The organism is Speluncibacter jeojiensis (genome assembly GCF_029589495.1).
Classification (GTDB): Bacteria; Actinomycetota; Actinomycetes; order Mycobacteriales; family Mycobacteriaceae; genus Speluncibacter; species Speluncibacter jeojiensis.
Genome location: NZ_JAAIVF010000004.1, coordinates 345,650 through 363,607, shown reverse-complemented (window position 1 = coordinate 363,607; position 17,958 = coordinate 345,650). Strand labels below are relative to the sequence as shown.

At 69.9% G+C, this 17,958-nt stretch carries 16 protein-coding genes and 1 pseudogene; 8 read left to right on the top strand and 9 right to left on the bottom strand.

Going from position 1 to position 17,958, the window contains the following annotated elements:
- The first annotated feature begins 23 nt into the window (after positions 1-23).
- From G4X40_RS15015 to G4X40_RS15000, 4 genes and pseudogenes are all read left to right on the top strand, one after another.
- Positions 24-446, top strand: coding sequence for a DUF5997 family protein (locus tag G4X40_RS15015; protein ID WP_277833562.1), 423 nt, complete (start codon positions 24-26; stop codon positions 444-446).
- A gap of 45 nt (positions 447-491) precedes the next feature.
- Positions 492-1,277: an isocitrate lyase/PEP mutase family protein gene (locus G4X40_RS15010; RefSeq protein ID WP_277833561.1), complete on the top strand. Its 786-nt coding sequence runs from the start codon at positions 492-494 to the stop codon at positions 1,275-1,277.
- Between the two features lie 271 nt (positions 1,278-1,548).
- Positions 1,549-1,848, top strand: a pseudogene (locus G4X40_RS15005) (IS30 family transposase); the annotation flags it as partial.
- 56 nt (positions 1,849-1,904) lie between these two features.
- Positions 1,905-2,078 (top strand): hypothetical protein, encoded by a 174-nt coding sequence (locus G4X40_RS15000; protein WP_277833559.1) that lies wholly within the window; start codon positions 1,905-1,907, stop codon positions 2,076-2,078.
- A gap of 45 nt (positions 2,079-2,123) precedes the next feature.
- Here the strand turns inward: G4X40_RS15000 and G4X40_RS14995 are convergent, their stop codons facing one another.
- From G4X40_RS14995 to G4X40_RS14980, 4 genes are all read right to left on the bottom strand, one after another.
- Positions 2,124-2,708, bottom strand: coding sequence for a DUF3558 family protein (locus G4X40_RS14995; RefSeq protein WP_277833558.1), 585 nt, complete (start codon positions 2,706-2,708; stop codon positions 2,124-2,126).
- Complete coding sequence (locus G4X40_RS14990; RefSeq protein ID WP_277833556.1) at positions 2,705-3,031, bottom strand: hypothetical protein; 327 nt, start codon at positions 3,029-3,031, stop codon at positions 2,705-2,707. Before G4X40_RS14990 ends, G4X40_RS14995 begins: the two co-directional genes overlap by 4 nt.
- A gap of 76 nt (positions 3,032-3,107) precedes the next feature.
- On the bottom strand, positions 3,108-5,657 hold the full coding sequence (locus G4X40_RS14985; protein WP_277833554.1) for a DEAD/DEAH box helicase: 2,550 nt from the start codon (positions 5,655-5,657) through the stop codon (positions 3,108-3,110).
- A 9-nt stretch (positions 5,658-5,666) separates the two neighbouring features.
- Positions 5,667-6,635, bottom strand: coding sequence for a proteasome assembly chaperone family protein (locus G4X40_RS14980; RefSeq protein ID WP_277833553.1), 969 nt, complete (start codon positions 6,633-6,635; stop codon positions 5,667-5,669).
- Positions 6,636-6,898: 263 nt separating this feature from the next.
- On the opposite strand from G4X40_RS14980, the gene G4X40_RS14975 reads away from it, so the two are divergent.
- Together G4X40_RS14975 and G4X40_RS14970 are read left to right on the top strand one after the other, a co-directional pair.
- Positions 6,899-7,576 (top strand): sensor domain-containing protein, encoded by a 678-nt coding sequence (locus G4X40_RS14975; RefSeq protein WP_277833551.1) that lies wholly within the window; start codon positions 6,899-6,901, stop codon positions 7,574-7,576.
- Positions 7,577-7,710: 134 nt separating this feature from the next.
- Positions 7,711-8,859, top strand: coding sequence for a DUF4192 domain-containing protein (locus G4X40_RS14970; RefSeq protein ID WP_277833550.1), 1,149 nt, complete (start codon positions 7,711-7,713; stop codon positions 8,857-8,859).
- Here the strand turns inward: G4X40_RS14970 and galE are convergent.
- Together galE and G4X40_RS14960 are read right to left on the bottom strand one after the other, a co-directional pair.
- Positions 8,836-9,825, bottom strand: a complete 990-nt coding sequence (gene galE / locus G4X40_RS14965) for a UDP-glucose 4-epimerase GalE (RefSeq protein ID WP_277833549.1) — start codon at positions 9,823-9,825, stop codon at positions 8,836-8,838. The two genes, G4X40_RS14970 and galE, sit on opposite strands and share 24 nt — an antisense overlap.
- Before the next feature lie 14 nt (positions 9,826-9,839).
- Positions 9,840-10,532, bottom strand: coding sequence for a metal-dependent transcriptional regulator (locus G4X40_RS14960; protein WP_277833548.1), 693 nt, complete (start codon positions 10,530-10,532; stop codon positions 9,840-9,842).
- A 268-nt stretch (positions 10,533-10,800) separates the two neighbouring features.
- Here G4X40_RS14960 and G4X40_RS14955 point away from each other — a divergent pair, with 268 nt between their 5' ends.
- Together G4X40_RS14955 and G4X40_RS14950 are read left to right on the top strand one after the other, a co-directional pair.
- On the top strand, positions 10,801-11,973 hold the full coding sequence (locus G4X40_RS14955; RefSeq protein WP_408642218.1) for an acetoin utilization protein AcuC: 1,173 nt from the start codon (positions 10,801-10,803) through the stop codon (positions 11,971-11,973).
- A complete protein-coding gene (locus G4X40_RS14950) occupies positions 11,957-14,671 on the top strand; it encodes a bifunctional acetate--CoA ligase family protein/GNAT family N-acetyltransferase (protein ID WP_408642212.1) in 2,715 nt (904 codons plus the stop codon). The genes G4X40_RS14955 and G4X40_RS14950 overlap by 17 nt, the downstream gene beginning before the upstream one ends.
- Before the next feature lie 72 nt (positions 14,672-14,743).
- On the opposite strand, the gene G4X40_RS14945 is transcribed toward G4X40_RS14950, so the two are convergent.
- From G4X40_RS14945 to G4X40_RS14935, 3 genes are all read right to left on the bottom strand, one after another.
- Positions 14,744-15,715 carry a sigma-70 family RNA polymerase sigma factor gene (locus G4X40_RS14945; protein WP_277833546.1) on the bottom strand — a complete coding sequence of 324 codons (972 nt, stop codon included), beginning with the start codon at positions 15,713-15,715 and terminating at the stop codon, positions 14,744-14,746.
- Positions 15,716-15,909: 194 nt separating this feature from the next.
- Positions 15,910-17,412, bottom strand: a complete 1,503-nt coding sequence (locus tag G4X40_RS14940; protein WP_408642211.1) for a DUF7782 domain-containing protein — start codon at positions 17,410-17,412, stop codon at positions 15,910-15,912.
- Between the two features lie 42 nt (positions 17,413-17,454).
- Positions 17,455-17,829 carry a DUF3099 domain-containing protein gene (locus G4X40_RS14935; protein WP_277833545.1) on the bottom strand — a complete coding sequence of 125 codons (375 nt, stop codon included), beginning with the start codon at positions 17,827-17,829 and terminating at the stop codon, positions 17,455-17,457.
- Positions 17,830-17,958: the final 129 nt, after the last annotated feature.

Here is a 17,958-nt window from a genome sequence, read left to right as displayed (position 1 = left end):
TAACGGGTCGATAGGCTGGGGCCATGTCGTCGCAGCCGAACGCCCATGCCATGAAGCCCGCCACGGCGGCCAAGAAGCTGGGTATCTATCTCGAGGCCACACCCGTCGAGTTTCAGGCCGGTGCCGTCACCCGTGAGGAGTTCGCCGAGTTGCGCACCAATCCGCCGCAGTGGCTGCAGACGCTGCGCAGCGACGGGCCGCACCCGCGCCCGGTGGTCGCCGAGCGGCTGGGCGTGTCGATCGCCGGATTGGCTCGCGGCGGTGTCAGCGAGGCCCTGACGACCGCGCAGATCGAGCAATTGCTGGCCGACCAGCCGGACTGGCTGGTTGCCGAACGGGCCAGTCTGGTGGACGTGCGCGGCGAGGAGAAGCGGGTCCGCGAGCAGCACGCGGCGCGGCGCGGGCAGTCGAACCGCAAGCCGCGCACGGGCAAGCCGTTCGCCTGAGCTTTTACATGTGAGCTGTCGGGCCGCGGGATTACCCTGCGAGCCATGGCGACAGTTGACGACCTCCGCGACCTGCACCACGGCTCCGAGATCCTGATGATGCCCAACGCCTGGGACGTCGGATCGGCGAAGATCCTCGCGCACCTCGGGTTCCGGGCGGTCGCCACGACCAGCAGCGGCTCGGCCGCCGCGCGCGGCAAACTGGATGGCGGTCTCGACCGGGACACGGTGCTGACCCACGTCCGGGAACTCGCCGAGGCGGTCGACGTGCCGGTGTCGGCAGATCTGGAACGGTGCTTCGCCGACGCCCCCGAGGGTGTGGCGGACACGATCCGCGCCGCCCGGGCGACCGGCGCCGCCGGTGCGTCGGTGGAGGACTGGAGCGGCGACGCGATCTACGACGCGGCGCTCGCGGCGGAACGGGTGGCGGCCGCGGTCGAAGCCGCCGCGGGCACGCTGGTGATCACCGCCCGGGCGGAGAACCACATCCACGGCATCGACGATCTGCGCGACACCATCGCGCGACTGCAGTCGTTCCAGCAGTCCGGCGCCGACGTGCTGTTCGCGCCGGGGATCCGCACCCGCGAACAGATCGCCGCGGTCGTCGGCAGCGTCGACGTGCCGGTCAGCGTGTTGGTGCGCCCGGGCATGATGCCGGTCGCGGAACTCGCCGCACTGGGGGTGCGGCGAGTGTCCGTCGGCGGGGCCTTCGCTTTCAACGCCTATGCGGCACTGGCCGATGCGGCGGGGGAGTTGCTGTCGGCGGGGACATATGGGTTCGCGGAGGGGGCCGGTCGGGGAAGTGGGTTGGCGCGTCAGGCGTTCGGCTGACGGCGGTGACACGTTGGCACACGGCCGGCTGTCGCAACTCGCGCGAGCGCGGCGACTGCCGTTGCCGCACAACGCAGAGATTATGGAGTCGCTGGAGCGCTATTTCCCGCGGTGCCCCGCGGGCGGGAACGTCCTGACAATGCTGGCCTGGCATGATCTACGCGCAGGCCATGTCGGCGACGGTGCGTTGGTGACGATGTCCGGTGGCACGCCGTATGTGCAGGCCCTGCGTCGGCGTGAACCGAGAAATCCCCGCCCGTCCCCACGTTGTAAGCACCTGCGTGGCTCACTGACCTGGGACCAGGGATGCGAAATGGCCGGACACAAGCAGTTCACCGTTGCCACGAACGTGCCGGTCTACTTCTGCGATCCGCACTCGCCATGGCAACGCGGCTCCAACGAGAACACCAACGGGCTGCTGCGCCAGTACTTCCCGAAAGGCACGGACCTCTCAGTCCACAGCGCCACCGACCTGGAACTGGTCGCACAACGACTCAACGGCCGCCCACGCAAAACGCTCGGCTGGAAGACTCCAGCCGAGCGTCTGCGTGATCTACTGATCGCCGTCTAAACCATCAGGTGTTGCGAAGACCCCTAGCATCCGCCGGGTTCGACGGGGTGGCGTGGATGTCGCGGCGCTGCAAAAGTGACTGCGCCTACGTCCTGTTCGGCGACCGCGTCGCGCCCGGTGACCTCGAGCAGGACCCGGGATTTGGCCGGATCTTCGGGACCGGTCTGGATCTCGACCGGCTGATCGACTGGTGCGCCACTGTGCGGGTGGACGTCATGCCGCCGATCTGACGATCCCTGCCACGATTGCTTCTTCGTTCTGTACTTGGTGCCCGTTCATGCGCCAGGAGGGAGGACAGCCGCGATCGCTTCGGCAGTGTTCGTGATCTCAGTGCACTCCTCCAGGCCTTGATCCAGCGCCTTCTCCCGATCCGACCTGGTCAGCATGACCTCTCCGTATGACGTCTGAAAGAACAGTGCACAGCCGCCCGGCTCGCGAGGATCGCGGGCGATGACTCCATTTCGACCGGCGATCAGCACCTGCGTGTAGTCGTTCGTGTCGGCATTGTTCTGCTGCTGGTCCTTCAGCGAGCGGCCCATCGACGAGACAGTGAGTAGGTGCAGGTCCGACTGGTACATGCATGACGTCGCCAGGTAAGCCTTCCCGGACTGCTCAACGCCGTGAATGGGCTCCTGCCGCTGACGGGACGTGGGGTCATAGCCGAGCTTCACCAGAGCGTCACGCACCGAGTCCGAACAGGGATCGAGGGATTCCGCTGCTACGGCAGGCGTGCTGGCGGACGAGTGTGTGGTGGCCGGCGTCGACGTATTCGGCGCTGACCCGGCTTCCACTGAATTCGATGCGCATCCACCTAGGACGAGGCTCAGACCGGCCGCAGCGATGAGGGATGGAACTCTCATTGGTTGATCTCCCTATCGATCCCGCGGAGGGCCTGACTGAATTCCTGTTCCATTTGTTCAAAGCCCACGCCGCCAGCAGCGAAGTTGTTCCGCATACGTGTGGCGGCTTCGATGAACTGCTCGAGACGGTCATAAAGCTCGTGTCCTTTTCGTTCGAACCCGGCTTTGAGTTGCTGCGCTGAATCAAGCGAGCCGAACCCGCTGAGATACTGCAACGACCTGGCCTTGTGCTGTTGAACCCTAAGCCCGTCGATCAGCTCGTCGCAGGCCTTGACGCATTCGTCAATTGTCTCGCGGCTCAGCCTCAGTGACTTTCCCCCCACGACAACCTCCCCGTTACTGCGTGATCGCCGGTGACGGTACCAGGGCCGCGCAGCAGACCGCGGCCTCTGCCATTCTCTACCCCTCGACGACCTCGAACTCGTCGAACACGACCTCGCCGGCGGCATCCGTCTCGGCCAGGTTGACCTCGCCGATCAGCGCCCAGCCGTGATCGCCCATCGGGTCGGCGAGGGTCTGGCGCACCCGCCACACCTTCTCGCCGTCCTCCGACGCATCTTCGGAGACCGAGAACAGTTGCGGGCCACGGGCGTCCGGGCCGGTGCCGATCTCGTCGTACTCGTCGAAGTACAGCTCCAGCAGCTCTTCCCAGTCCTGCGCATCGAGGCCGTCGTCGAGCGCGGCCAACTCGGCCCACCGTCGGCGTGCCGCCAGCTGCACCCGCTTGAACATCGCGTTGCGGACCATCACCTTGAGCGCCCGCGGGTTCGCCGACAGCGCGCGCACCGACTCGGCACCGTAGGCGACCTGCGCATCCTCCTGCGCGTCACCCGGATTGACCAGCTGCTCCCACTCATCGAGCAGCGACGAGTCGACCTGGCGGATCAGCTCGCCGAGCCACTCGGTCAGATCCTCGAGCTCCTCGTCGCGCGCCTCCGGCGGAACCGTCTGCCGCAGCGCGCGGTACGCGTCGGCCAGATACCGCAGCACCAGGCCCTCCGACCGGGTCAGGCCGTAACGGGAGATCAGGTCCGAGAACGTCATCGACTGCTCGACCATGTCGCGCACCACCGACTTCGGCGACATCGCGAACTCGCCGACCCACGGATGCCCGGACCGATACGTCTCGTACGCGGGAACGAGCAGCTCCTCCAACGGCTTCGGCCAGGTGACCTCCTCGAGCAGCTCCATCCGCTCGTCGTACTCGATGCCGTCGGCCTTCATCTGCCCGACCGCCTCACCGCGGGCGGCGTGTTGCTGCGCCATCAGCACCTGGCGCGGGTCGTCGAGCGTCGACTCGACCACCGACACCACGTCGAGTGCATAGGTGGGCGCCTCGCGGTCGAGCAGCTCGAATGCGGCGAGCGCGAACGGGGACAGCGGCTGGTTGAGGGCGAAGTCGCGCTGCAGGTCGACGGTGAGCGTCGCCCAGCGGCCGTCCGCGTCGGGCTCGTCGAGGCGCTGCACGATCTGCGCATCGAGCAGCCCGCGATACAGCTCGATCGCCCGCAGGATGTGCTTGCGCTGCCGCGGACGGGTCTCGTGACTGTCTTCGAGCAGGTGCCGCATCGCGTCGAAGCAGTTGCCCGGGCGGGCAATGACATTGAGCAGCATGGAGTTGGTCACGCGGAATCGCGACGTGAGCGGCTCGGGATCGGCGGCGACGAGGCGCTCGTAGGTCTGCTCGCTCCAGTTGACGAACCCCTCGGGTGCCTTCTTGCGCACCACCTTCCGGCGCTTCTTCGGGTCGTCGCCGGCCTTGGCCAGCAGGCGCGCGTTCTCGACCTCGTGCTCGGGGGCCTGCACGACCACGGTGCCCATCGTGTCGAAGCCCGCGCGGCCCGCGCGTCCCGCGATCTGATGGAACTCGCGGGCGCGCAGGTGCCGGGTGCGGATGCCGTCGTACTTGGAGAGCCCCGTCAGCAGCACGGTGCGGATCGGCACGTTGATGCCGACGCCGAGCGTGTCGGTGCCGCAGATGACTTTCAGCAGGCCGTCCTGCGCGAGCCGTTCGATCAGTCGGCGGTACTTCGGCAGCATGCCGGCGTGGTGCACGCCTATGCCGTGGCGCACCAGTCGTGAGAGCGTCTTGCCGAATCCGGTGGCGAAGCGGAACCCGCCGATCGCCTCGGCGATCGCCGCCTTCTCGTCTTTGCTGCACAGGTTGATGCTGGTCAGCGCCTGCGCGCGTTCGAGCGCCGCGGCCTGGGTGAAGTGCACCACGTACACCGGGGCCTGGTGGGTGGTCACCAGCTCCTCGATGGTCTCCTGAATCGGCGTGAGCACATACGAATAGGTCAGCGGCACAGGACGTTCCGCACCCGCCACGTGCGCAGTCGGCCGCCCGGTCCGGCGGGTGAGGTCCTCGCGGAAGAACTCCACGTCGCCGAGCGTCGCCGACATCAGCAGGAACTGAGCGTGCGGCAGTTCGATCAGTGGCACCTGCCACGCCCAGCCGCGGTCCGGCTCGGAGTAGTAGTGGAACTCGTCCATCACCACCTGACCGATGTCCGAGTCCGCCCCTTCGCGCAGCGCCAGGTTCGCCACGATCTCCGCGGTCGCGCAGATGATCGGCGCCGAGGAGTTCACCGACGCGTCGCCGGTCATCATGCCGACGTTGTCCGCCCCGAACACTTCGCACAGCGCGAAGAACTTCTCGCTGACCAGCGCCTTGATCGGCGCGGTGTAGAAACTGCGCTGACCGCGCGCCATCGCCACGAAGTGCGCACCGAGCGCGACCATCGACTTCCCCGAACCGGTCGGGGTGGCCAGGATGACGTTGGCGCCGGAGACGATCTCCAGGAACGCCTCGTCCTGGGCGGGATACAGTGACACCCCGCGCTCGGTCGTCCACGTCACGAACGCCTCGTACAGCGCGTCCTCGTCGACCTCCTGCGCCCGTGTCCCGGAGGTGTCGGCGGGGCGGGGCAGGAGATCGGTCAGCAGCATTCGTCCAGGTTAGTGGCCCGGGCCGTCCTGATCGTCGCCGGGCAGATCGTCGCCGGGCAGATCGTGGCCGGACTGTTCGGCCAGGAACCTCTCGAACTCCGCGCCCAGCTCGTCGCCGCTGGGCAGATCGCCCGCGGTGGCCAGGAGCGAGGACTGCTGCTCCTGCGCGGTGACGTACGCGTCGTACTGTGCCTCGAGCGCGGTCACCACCGACTCGACCTCGTCGTTGCCGTTGATCTGCTGATCGACCTGCTCGCGCATGCGGGCGGCCGCATCGTCGAGCGCGGCCAGCGGCAGGTCCAGGCCGGTGTTCTCGCTCAGGCACTCGAGCAGCTTTTGCGCGGCCTCCGGATAGTCGGCCTGCGACAGGTAGTGCGGCACGTGCACGGAGAATCCGACCGTCTCGTGGCCGTGCTGGGTCATCCGCAGCTCGAGCAGCGCGGCGGCGCTGCCGGGGACCTTGAGGTCGCCGTCCCAGCGCTGATGGTCGCCCAGCAGTTCCGAGTCGCTGCCGTGCGCGGTCACCGACAGCGGCCGGGTGTGCGGCACCGCCATCGGGATCGCGTTGAGCCCGACCGTGCGGCGCACGCCCAACTCGTCGGCCAGCAGGCGCACGGCGGTGGTGAACCGCTCCCAGCGCAGGTCCGGCTCCATCCCCGCCAGCAGCAGGAACGGCGTGCCCGCGCTGTCGCGGGCGGCGTACAGATTCAGTTCGGGGGCCGCGTAGTCGGTGAACCGGTCATGCTTGAAGGTCATCATCGGGCGACGCGACCGGTAGTCGATCAGCTCGTCGACCGCGAACGAGGCGACCAGCTCGGTCTCGAGCGACTGACGCAGGTGCGCGGTCGCCAACCGGACCGCGTGGCCGGCGTCGGTGAAACCCTCGAGGCCGTGCACGAGGACCGGGCCGCTGCCGTCCTCGGAGGTCAGCTGTGGGGCTGGGAACTCCAACTCGTACATGCGCGAGTGCTCGCTCATGGCTGGCCTCCTTCTGATCGATCCGCATGAATGCTGCGGAAACAGTGTCCACTACGCGCGTGCTCACGCTCACGTCGGCCTCACGCGCTCCACCGAGCTCGGTGGCCTGTGACGGCTACAACGCACCGCGGCCGGCCAGCATTCCGTCGGGGACGCACCGGCGCGGTGATCGTCGCGATCGCGGGTGGGATGTGCCAATGTGAGGCGTCGCAGGCTACTTACGTTCGGAGGACAGCGTGGTCAGGAGCCGGGAAGGCGCATCCGTGGTGCTCGCGGGTGTGATGGGGGCGGCCGTGCTGCTGGTGGCGGGGTGCTCGTCGACGGTCGACGGGCAGGCGATACCCGCGTCGGCGCACACCGTGCCGGCGGCGTCGGTGACGAACCTGGACTCGGCACTGCCCGCGCCGGCGAGCTTCCCGGCGGGCTACACGGCGACGCCGCTGCCGCACGACCAGGCGCGGGAGGCGGCCGCGGACCTGTCCGGGGTTCCGGGCGGGTCACGCGTGACGCCGTTGCACTGCGAGCCGCCGCGTCTCCCCACCGACCCGGCGGACCTGGCGATGACCAGCGCGACGAACACGGGCGACGGTTCGGTGCTCGCGGTGCTGCTCACCCGCGTGGACGAGCCGCTGACGACGCTGTCGAAACAGGTCGCGCGGTGTACCGAGATGACCGCCACTCAGTTCGGTGCGAAGGCCACCGTGCGCCGGACGACGGAGCCGACGCCGAGCGCGCCCGGGGCCGACGACACCTTCGCCTATGGACAGACGACGACGTCCGGACCGAAGAATCTGCAGCTGACCCAGACGACGCTCAACGATCTCGCGCAGGTCGGTGACGTGCGGGTGACGGTCACCTTCATGTCGCAGCGGGGCGCCGAGCCCGACCGCAAGGCGGTCGGCGAGTTGCTGTCGGCGACGGTCGCGAATCTGCACCGCTGAGCAGATAGCACCCGGGTCCGACGGATCGTCGGCCGGCGCACCGCGCCGAGCAGGTTGTGCACAACCATCGGGGCTGTCCACAGATGGCCGGGCAGGCGCGCCGGACGACTGTGCGGCGGGCGAGGGTGGGGGACATGACTTCTTCGACGAACCCGCCCACCTCGGAACTGCAGCCCGAGCCGCTGCACATCGACGATCCCGGGGCGCTCATCGCCGCCACCCCCGCGATGCTGGGATTCCTTCCGGTCCGGTCTCTCGTGCTGGTCTGCCTGGTCGGCGGGCCGCAATACACCGTGAACGCGGTGCTCCGACATGATCTGTGCTGGGCCGACGAGGAGACGGGCGACGGGTCCGGACACGCGATGACGCCGGTGCTGCAAAGGTTCTCGGACTTCTGCGCCCGCGAAGAGATCGAGGCGGCGATCGCGCTCGTCATCGATGACGAGGCCGACGGTGAAGTGCTTGCGGGTGGTGACCGGTCGAGTTCGGCCCGGCGGCACCGGTGGCTGGCGGCGGATCTCGCCGAGGTGCTCGAACGCGCCGGGACCGAACTGCGCGGAGCTCACCAGGTGCCGCGGATCGCCGCGGGGGAGCGGTGGACAGACCTCGGCCGGGACCCGCGCGGTGGGGCCGTGCCCGATCCGGCGTCGTCACCGGTGACCGCCGCGCACGTGTTCGGCGGCCGCGTCATCCGGTCGGACCGCGGCGAACTCGAGGAGCTGCTGTCGCCGGGGCTCGAACTGCGGCGAGAAGCATTGGCGGAGTTGATCGACCGTGCCCGGGACAGGGTGCGCCTCGCCCGCGAACTCGGCGGGCCGCGCGCCTCCCGGAAGGAACTCGAGTTCGTGCTCGGCCGCATCGCCGACGAATCCGCCGAGTCACTGGACGCCGAGGAACTCGTCGAGATCGCATTGGCGCTGACGAATCCGGCGGTACGCGACTGCCTCTTCGCGCTCGCACTGGGCGACCACGCCGATGCTGCGGAACGCCTGTGGCTCACGCTCACCCGCGTGCTGCCGGACTTCGAACGAGCAGAGGCCGCGACACTGGTCGCGTTCGGCGCCTACGTGCGCGGTGACGGTCCCTTCGCCGGTGTGGCGCTCGACGCGGCACTGGAGGCGGACCCGCTCAACCGCATGGCCGGGCTGCTCGACGACGCCCTGCAGCGCGGAATCCGGCCGGAGCGGATCCGGGAACTCGCGTACACCGCGTTCGGCTGCGCGCGCCGGCTCGGTGTGAGGCTGCCCCCGGCGGCCGAGTCAGTGCACGCCGGCGGCGTGTGACCGGTCGCCGAGCTCGACCAGGTACGCCCATGCGTCCGCAACGATCTCGTCGAGGTCGGTGTGCTGGGGCCGCCAGCCGAGCTCGTCGATCGCGCGGGCACTCGAGGCCACCAGCACCGCAGGGTCGCCGGCGCGGCGTGGGGCGTCGACCACCGGGATGGTCCGGCCGGTGACGCGCTCGCAGGCGGAGATGACCTCGCGCACGGTGAAACCCTCACCGCTGCCGAGGTTGTAGATGTCGTGCGATCCCGGACGGGCATGAGACAACGCGAGCAGATGGGCCTCGGCCAGATCCAGCACGTGGATGTAGTCGCGCACCGCGGTGCCGTCCTTGGTGGGCCAGTCGTCGCCGAACACCGCGATGTTCGGGCGCTGACCGAGCGCGGCCTGCAGCACCAGCGGGATCAGATGGGTCTCGACCAGCCGGTTCTCGCCCGCGCCGTGGTAGGCGCCCGCGACGTTGAAGTAGCGCAGGCTCACCGCGGCCAGGTCGTGCGCGTTCGCATAGGAGGTGATGGCGTGGTCGATCGCGAGTTTCGTTGCGCCGTAAGGGTTCGTCGGCCGGGTCGGCATGTCCTCGGTGATCGGCAACCGCTCGGGCTCACCGTAGGTGGCGGCGGTCGACGAGAAGACCAGCCGGCCGGTGCCGGTGCGGCGCATCGCCTCGAGCAGCGTGAGCGTCGTGACGACGTTGCCCTGCCAGTACTTCTCCGGCTTCACGACAGACTCGCCGACCAGAGATTGCGCCGCGAAATGCAGCACGCCGTCGAACCGGTCGGATCCGCCGAGGACGTCACCGGCGAGTTCGGCGACATCGCCCTGGACAAAGGTGGCCGCATCCGGCACCGCGTCCCGGTTGCCCGTGGACAGGTCGTCCACGACGACGACCTCGTGGCCACGCTCGAGCAGCACCCGCGCACAGGCCGAACCGACATAACCGGCGCCGCCGGTGACCAGCAATCTCACAGAGGACTCCCCGCTCAGATGCGCTCGACCTGGACGGCGCGCGCCATCTCTTCGGGCAGGTCGAAGGACTGGTGGCCGGTGGCGGTGATGGTCGCGAAGCCGGGCCGGGTCTCGACCGTCACGCGCGCGCTGGGCACCACGCCGGCGTCACGTAGGCTCGCGATCAGCTCGGTGTCGACCTGGACGTGCTCGGCGAGACGCCGCACGACCACCGCGGTGGGCTCGCCGTTCGGGATCTCGTTGAGCCGCATCAGCAGCCCCGCGCCGGAGCCGTCGCCGTTGCGGTCGAGTCCGAGCTCGGGCAGTCCGGGGATCGGGTTGCCGTACGGGGAGATCGTCGGGTTCTCGAGGACCTCGACGAGCCGCCGCTCGACCTCCTCGCTCATGACGTGCTCCCATCGGCAGGCCTCGGCGTGGACGTCCTCCCAGGGGAGTCCGATGACGTCCACCAACAGGCGCTCGGCGAGGCGGTGCTTGCGCATGACCGCGATCGCCAGGCCGCGGCCCTTGTCCGTCAGCTCGAGGTGGCGGTCGCCGGCGACCGCGAGCAGGCCGTCGCGCTCCATCCGCGCCACCGTCTGGCTGACGGTCGGCCCGCTCTGCTCGAGACGCTCCGCGATGCGTGCGCGCAGCGGCACAATGCCCTCTTCTTCGAGCTCGTACACGGTACGGAGATACATCTCCGTGGTGTCGACCAGATCCTTCACGCTGATTTCCCCTTCGTCAGTCCAAAGTCTACCGGGACAGATCGAAAACTCGTGCGCTGCGCGGGCGCCGTGGCGTACGGTGCGTTCGCTCGCGCGCCGGTGCGCTCGGAAGTAGCGTCGAGCCATGTCTTCCAGGCCGCCCGCAGAGGCGGGAAACCCTCGATCGTCGGCAGACGGTCTCGGGGCGGAGCCGGTGGCGGATCGAGCGGATCCCGCCATCGTGTGGACGCCGGAGTATCTGTCGTACAAGTTGAGCGCCAACCATCCGATGGATCCGGTCCGCCTCGACCTGACGATGGCGCTGAGCGCTGACCTCGGGCTGCTCGAGGGGGTCGAGACGCTCAGGCCGTCCTCGGCGACCGACGCCGAACTGCTGCGCGTACACACCCCCGAGTACGTCGACGCGGTGAAACTGGCGCCGCGCGGCGGGGCGGTCGAATTGCTGCTGGCGGGCAACCACGGGCTCGGTACCGAGGACACGCCGATCTTCGCACACATGCACGAGGCCGGCGCGATCATGGCGGGCGGCACGATCGCCGCGGCGCGGGCGATCGCGACGGGGCGCGCCAGGCGGGCCGTCAACATCGGTGGCGGGCTGCACCATGCGATGCCCGACCACGGGTCGGGCTTCTGCGTGTACAACGACGTCGCGGTGGCCATCGCATGGCTGCTGGACCACGGATTCGACCGGATCGCCTACATCGACGTGGACGTGCACCACGGCGACGGTGTGCAGCGGGCGTTCGTCGGCGATCCGCGGGTGATGACCGTGTCCATCCATCAGCATCCGGCGACGCTGTGGCCGGGCACCGGGTGGCCGGCCGAGGTCGGAATGGGGGACGCCGAGGGCACGGCGGTCAACGTCGCGGTGCTGCCGGGGACCGGTGATGCCCTGTGGCTGAGGGCATTCCACGCGGTGGTGCCGAGTGTGGTGCGGGCGTTCAAGCCGCAGATCATCGTCAGCCAGTGCGGCGTGGACAGCCACCGGGAAGACCCGCTCGCCGACCTGGCGCTGACCGTCGACGGGCAGCGTGCCGCGTTCCTCGCCATGCGTGCGCTGGCGGACGAGTGTGCGGACGGCCGCTGGCTGGCCGTCGGCGGCGGCGGTTACGGCCTGGTCCGGGTGGTCCCGCGGGCCTGGACGCACCTGATCGCCGCCGTGCTCGGGCGCGAGATCGATCCGGCCGCAGCGGTTCCCGAGTCGTGGCGGCGCCGCGCCGCGACCCTCGCGCCGAACGTCGAGGTCCCCGTCGTCATGGGCGACGGCGGTGACGTGCGGTTCTCGCGGTGGGATGGCGGACCGCCGCGGGCGCCGGTGGTGACCGTGCCCGGCGTCGACCGCAGCGAACGCGACCTGGCGCGCCTGGACTCGGCGATCGCGGACACCCGCCGCAACGTCTTCCCCCTGCTCGGACTCGACCCGGATGACCCACGTGACTGAATCAACCGAACCCAACCCGACCGATGCGGCCACCACCCCCGGTGAGGCACTGGAGGCGCACCCGTTCCCGCAGCAGTGGGAGGCCGACGTGCTGGCCACCGACGGCGGGGCCGTGCACCTGCGGCCGATCCTGCCGGGCGACGCAGAGCGTCTGATCGACTTCCACGCGCGGCTGTCCGAACGCACGCGGTATCTGCGCTACTTCGGCCCGTACCCGACGATGCCCGCGCGCGACGTCAAACGGTTCACCACCGTCGACCACCACGACCGGGTGGCACTGATCATGATGCTCGGCGGCGACATCATCGCGGTCGGGCGCTACGAACGGCTCAAGGACGTCGGCGACGGGACCTCGGCCGAGGTCGCCTTCGTCGTCGCCGACCATCATCAGGGCCGCGGGCTCGGTCCGATCCTGCTCGAACACCTGGCCGGGGCAGCCGCAGAGAACGGTTTGCACAAGTTCGTCGCCGAGGTCCTCGCCGAGAACCGGCACATGATCTCGGTGTTCCGCGAGGCCGGCTACCAGGTCAGCCGCAGCTTCGACGGCGGCGTGGTGCACCTCGAGTTCGCGATCGACCCGACCGAGGCGCTGCTGTCGGTCCGCAACGCCCGCGAGCGCGCCGCCGAGGCCCGCAGCGTGCGCAACCTGCTCACCCCCCGTTCCGTCGCGGTGATCGGCGCGTCCACCGACAACACCAAGGTCGGCAACGTGGTGCTGGCCAACCTTCTCGGAGCGGGTTTCACCGGTCCGGTGTTCCCGGTCAACGCCGACCACCGCTCGGTCCGGGGGGTGCGTGCCTACGCGTCGGTGCGCGACATCCCCGACGACGTGGACCTCGCGGTGGTGGCAGTGCCGGCGCCCAGCATCGACGACGTGCTCGACGACTGCCTGGCCAAGGGCGTCAAGGCGCTGGTCGTGGTGTCGTCGGGCTTCAGCGAGGTCGGCGGCGAGGGCCGCGAGTCGGAACGCCGGCTGGTCCTGGCCGCCCGCGCCCACGGCATGCGTCTGGTCGGGCCGAACGCGCTGGGGGTGGCGAACACCGACCCGGCGACCGCTCTCAACGCCACCCTCGCCCCGGTGGTCCCCGGTCGCGGCCGGATCGGGTTCTTCTGCCAGTCCGGCGCACTGGGCATCGCCATCCTCGACGGGGCAGCGCAGCGTCATCTGGGATTGTCGACGTTCGTCTCGGCGGGAAACCGCGGCGACCTGTCCGGCAACGATCTGCTGCAGTACTGGGACTCGGACCCCGACACCGACGTCGTGATGCTGTACCTGGAGAGTTTCGGCAACCCGCGCAAGTTCTCCCGGATCGCCCGCCGGGTGGGGCGCACCAAGCCGATCGTCGCGGTCAAGAGCGGGCGGCACGCGGTGCCGCCGGCGTTGGCGGCGACCGGCGTCGAGATCGACGACGCGAGCGTGCGGGTGTTGTTCGAGCAGTCCGGCGTCATCCAGGTCGACTCGATCGCGCAACTTTTCGACACCGCACTGTTGCTGGGCTATCAGCCGCTGCCGCAGGGGCCGCGGCTGGCGGTGGTCGGCAACTCGTCGGCGCTGGGGATCCTTGCGGCGGACGCCGCACGCGGCGAGGGACTGGAGGTCTCGGACCCGGTTGACCTCGGCGCCCGCGCCACCCCGGAGGACTTCGCCAGGGCGGTCTCGGCGGCGATCGCGTCGGACAGCGCCGACGCGGTGATGGTGGTGTTCGTGCCGCCGATCACCGTCATGGTCGAGCCGTACGCGAGGGCGCTGCGCGAAGCGGCCCGGGGCACCCCGAAGCCGATCGTCACCACGTTCCTCGCCGCGGAGGGGATTCCCGACGTGCTCGCGGTGCGCGACGTGGACGGCAATCCCGTGCGCGGATCGGTGCCGTCGTATCCGGGCCCGGAGCGGGCGGCGCGGTCACTGGCGCGGGCGTGGCGCTACTCGGCGTGGCGGGCCCGGCCGGTGTCGACTTTCCGCCGGTTCGAGGACATCGACGCGGAGCGCGCGCGGTCCCTCGTCGACTCGTGGGTCGCCGACGGACAGGGGCGCTGGCTCACCGACGAGGAGTCCTCCGAACTGCTGGGGTGCTACGGGATCGACGTCGTCGAATACCGCACCGCGGCCAGTGCGGAGGAGGCGGTGGCCGCGGCCGCCGAATTGGGCTATCCGGTGGCGGTGAAGGCCATCGGGGAACCGTGGCGACGCCGCGCCGACCTGGTCGGGGTGCGCCTGGACCTGCCCGAGGCCGAGTCGGTGCGCTGGGCGTTCCGCGACCTGGTCGAGGTCACCGGCGAGTCGGAACTCCAGGTGCAGCGCATGGCGACCAAGGGCATCCAGTGTGTGATCGGCGTGCAGGATGACCCGTCGTTCGGTTCGCTGATCTCGTTCGGCCTGGCCGGGGTGATCTCGGACCTGCTGGGGGACCGCGCCTTCCGGGTGCTGCCGGTCACCGAGCGGGAAGCGGCCGACCTGATCGGTGCGCCGAAGGCGGCGCCGCTGCTCGACGGCTATCGCACCGGGCAGGCCGCCGACCGCGACGCGCTGATCGACCTGGTGCACCGCGTGTCCGCGCTGGCCGACGACGTACCCGAGATCCGCGAATTGTCCTGTGAGCCCATCCTCGCGGCGGAGACCGGCGCGGAGGTGCTCGAGGCCCGGGTGCGGCTGGGCCCGGAGCCCAATCAGTTCGACCTCGGGCCGCGCCGGCTGCGCTGACCGGACACGAAAGGGGCGGCGAGCCTGCGCTCGCCGCCCCTCGGGTTCGGGTCTTCGGTCGGTCCGGGTCTGTCAGCTGGCGTAGGCGCGCAGCCGGTCGGCGCGCTCACCCTGGCGCAGCTTGCCCATGACCTCACGCTCGATCTGGCGCACCCGCTCGCGGGACAGCCCGAAGAGCTTGCCGATCTGGTCGAGGGTGCGCGGCTGGCCGTCGTCGAGACCGAAGCGCAGCCGGATCACCTGCTGCTCGCGCTCGTCGAGCGTGGCCAGCACCGTCCGGACATCGGTGTGCAGCAGCCCGGCGATGACCGCGGCCTCGGCGGAGGTGGCCTCCGAGTCCTCGATGAAGTCGCCGAGCGGCGCCTCCTCGTCGCTGCCCACCGGCATGTCCAGGCTCACCGGGTCGCGGCTGTGATCGAGCAGGTCGGTGATCTTCTCGACCGGGATGCCGGACTCGGCCGACAGCTCCTCGTCGGTGGCCTCACGGCCGAGCTGCTGGTGCAGTTCACGCTTGATGCGTGCCAGCTTGTTGACCTGCTCGACCAGGTGGACGGGCAGCCGGATCGTGCGGGACTGGTCGGCCATTCCGCGGGTGATCGCCTGACGGATCCACCAGGTCGCGTAGGTCGAGAACTTGAAGCCCTTCGCGTAGTCGAACTTCTCCATCGCGCGGATCAGCCCGAGGTTGCCCTCCTGGATCAGGTCGAGCAGCGGCATCCCGCGGCCCGTGTACCGCTTGGCCAGCGACACGACCAGGCGCAGGTTGGCTTCGAGGAGGTGGCTGCGGGCGGCCTGCCCGTCGCGGACGATCGTGGCCAGGTCGCGCTTCTTCGCGGCGCCCAGGCGCGGCTTGGCGGCCAGCAGATGCTGCGCATACAGGCCCGCCTCGATGCGCTTGGCCAACTCCACCTCTTCAGCGGCGTTGAGTAGCGCAGTCTTGCCGATCCCGTTCAGGTAGACGCGAACCAGATCTGCCGAGGGGCTCTGGGCGTCGATGTCGGAACGGGAGCCGCTGGTGCGCGGCTGGGCAAGGCGAGTGGTCATGACGTGCCTCCTGATCGGTGGTGTCTCATAGCGTCAACGCGTGGACACACCGGAAAAGTTCCCCCAGCCGATCAGTTGAAACCGTCTTGACCTGGGTAAAGACGACCGCAGGTCTGAGAAGATCCTGAGAAGTGATCGTCCGGGGAACCCCGCGGCTCGGCGGACCCGACGGAGGGGCCGCTGACCCGGCCGGGTCAGGAACCGGGCCCCGCCGGCCGGACCAGCCCGTGCCGGACCAGCCCGTCGATCAACTCCACCGCGCGCACGGTCAGTTCCGCCTCCGGGAGCTCGTGTGCGAACGACAGCAGCGAGACCAGCTCGCCGAGCGGAAGGCCCTCGGCGCACAGGCCGGACAGCAGCGACACGGCCAGGTCGTCGACCTCGTGCTGCCAGCGCGGGCCGTCGCCGCGGTGCACCCGCGCCACCACCTCGTGCCAGCCGGGCTCGGGCGCGCTCGGCAGCGACACCCGCTCGAGCGCCGTCGCCGGCGCGAGCGTGAACCGCGAGCCCATCAGGTCGTGTTCGCGCAGCCAGGCGATCCGATGCAGGTAGTCCAGTGCCTCCGCTCCCAGCGGGTCGTCGAAGCCGTGCCGCAGATCCTCGGCGAGCAGCCCGGTGGCCTCGTCGGTGCGCCGCAGATAGACGAAGCCGAACCCGACCCCCTCGACGCGCTCGTGCGCGAACGTGTCGAACCACGCCTCGGCCTGCCCGGCGACGGTGCGGTCGCGCGGGTCCAGCCCGGCGTCGCGCATCCAGGTGCCCACATACAGCGCCGGGTCGGCGACGTCGCGCTGCACGACCCACGCCTCGACGCCGTGGTCCGGCAGCCACGACGAGACGCGTTCGCGCCAGTCCTGCCCCTGAACGTGCACCCACGAGGCGAGCATGGCCGCGGTGCCGCCGGGGGTGAGGTGCTGCGGCGCCCGCCCGATCATCAGCTCGCTGGCGCCGTCGAGGGCCAGCCCGGAGTCGCGGTAGGTATGATCGACCCCACTGCCGCCGACGACGAACGGCGGGTTGGCGACGATCTGGTCGAACCCGCGCCCGGCGACCGGATCGAACCAGGGGCCGTGCAGCAACTCGACGTCGACGTCGTTGAGCGCGCACCCGGCGGACGTCAGGGCGAGGGCGCGGGCATTGACGTCGGTGGCGGTGACCTGGCGGGCGTAGTCGGTGGCACGTACGGCCTGGACCCCGCAGCCGGTGCCGATGTCGAGCACGCTGCCGACGGGTGCGGTCGGGGTGGCGGACAGCAACGACAGCGACGCATGCCCGACGCCGAGCACATGCTCGGGTTCGGCGGTCAGGGCGCGCATGCTGCCGTCGAGGTCGGAGATCATCCACCGGGTGCCGGTGCCCGCATCCATCGGCCGCACGTCGAGCGCGGCGCGCACGCGGTCGCCGTCGCGTTCGAGCAGTCCCGCCGCGATCGCCCGCTCGAGCGGCACCGGGTCGAGCGCGGCCCGCGCCTCGGATTCGGCGCAGTCGTCGACGAGCAGCAGCAGACGCACCAGCGTGCCGAGACGTCCACCGTCGGCGCTGGCCCGCCGCACGGGAACCGGTTCGCCGCGGGTGAGCGCCCGGTGCGCGTCGGGGCCGAGCAACCCGAGCAGCGAGTCGGTGTCGTAGCTTGCGCGCAGGAAGCACTCGCGGAGCAGGGGAGCGAGCGCGGTCAGGTCATCGGTCACAGGAGCCACCCGGCGATCCTTGCAGGGCCAGTGACCGGGGACGCTAGAGGCTCAGCCCTCGATGGTCTTGTGGGCGGGGCCGTCCAGTTCCGGCGCCGGCGGGGTCTTGTGGTCGTAGCGGCGCGGCTCGTCCTTGGTACGCGGCGGACGGTCGTTCGCGATCAGCACCGCCATCCACGGCAGCGGGATCGACACCGCGATGATCGCCAACGCGATCCATCCGTTGTGCCAGGTGGTGTACGCGAGCGCGGCGAGGACCAATGCGGGGATGCGCACGCCCATCATGATCGAGTACTTGCGGATCCGGGCGCGCTGCTGTTCCTCGAAGGATGCCTGCGCCTCGGTGATCAGGACGGGGCGTTTGTCGTCCGGCCTACGGTCTGAGGAACCGTCTGCGGGCGCGCCCGATCCCGAACTGATTGCCATACCCCCACTGTTCCACTCCGTCGACGCGACCGCACCACCAGGGGAGGAATTGACCCGGCCCGGTCGGGAAGACGGAAGGGCCGGGGCGCACCGCGTCATGGTGCGCGGCCGGTGCGGTGCGGCATCATG

Coding starts and splice junctions, on each gene's coding strand:
- G4X40_RS14950 (WP_408642212.1), top strand. CDS start 11,957: ATGACCCACGTGACTGAATCAACCGAACCCAACCCGACCGATGCGGCC.
- G4X40_RS14995 (WP_277833558.1), bottom strand. CDS start 2,708: ATGAGAGTTCCATCCCTCATCGCTGCGGCCGGTCTGAGCCTCGTCCTA.
- G4X40_RS14935 (WP_277833545.1), bottom strand. CDS start 17,829: ATGGCAATCAGTTCGGGATCGGGCGCGCCCGCAGACGGTTCCTCAGAC.
- G4X40_RS14970 (WP_277833550.1), top strand. CDS start 7,711: ATGACTTCTTCGACGAACCCGCCCACCTCGGAACTGCAGCCCGAGCCG.
- G4X40_RS14980 (WP_277833553.1), bottom strand. CDS start 6,635: ATGAGCGAGCACTCGCGCATGTACGAGTTGGAGTTCCCAGCCCCACAG.
- G4X40_RS14985 (WP_277833554.1), bottom strand. CDS start 5,657: ATGCTGCTGACCGATCTCCTGCCCCGCCCCGCCGACACCTCCGGGACA.
- G4X40_RS15000 (WP_277833559.1), top strand. CDS start 1,905: ATGTCGCGGCGCTGCAAAAGTGACTGCGCCTACGTCCTGTTCGGCGAC.
- G4X40_RS15015 (WP_277833562.1), top strand. CDS start 24: ATGTCGTCGCAGCCGAACGCCCATGCCATGAAGCCCGCCACGGCGGCC.
- G4X40_RS14945 (WP_277833546.1), bottom strand. CDS start 15,715: ATGACCACTCGCCTTGCCCAGCCGCGCACCAGCGGCTCCCGTTCCGAC.
- G4X40_RS14955 (WP_408642218.1), top strand. CDS start 10,801: ATGGATCCGGTCCGCCTCGACCTGACGATGGCGCTGAGCGCTGACCTC.
- G4X40_RS15010 (WP_277833561.1), top strand. CDS start 492: ATGGCGACAGTTGACGACCTCCGCGACCTGCACCACGGCTCCGAGATC.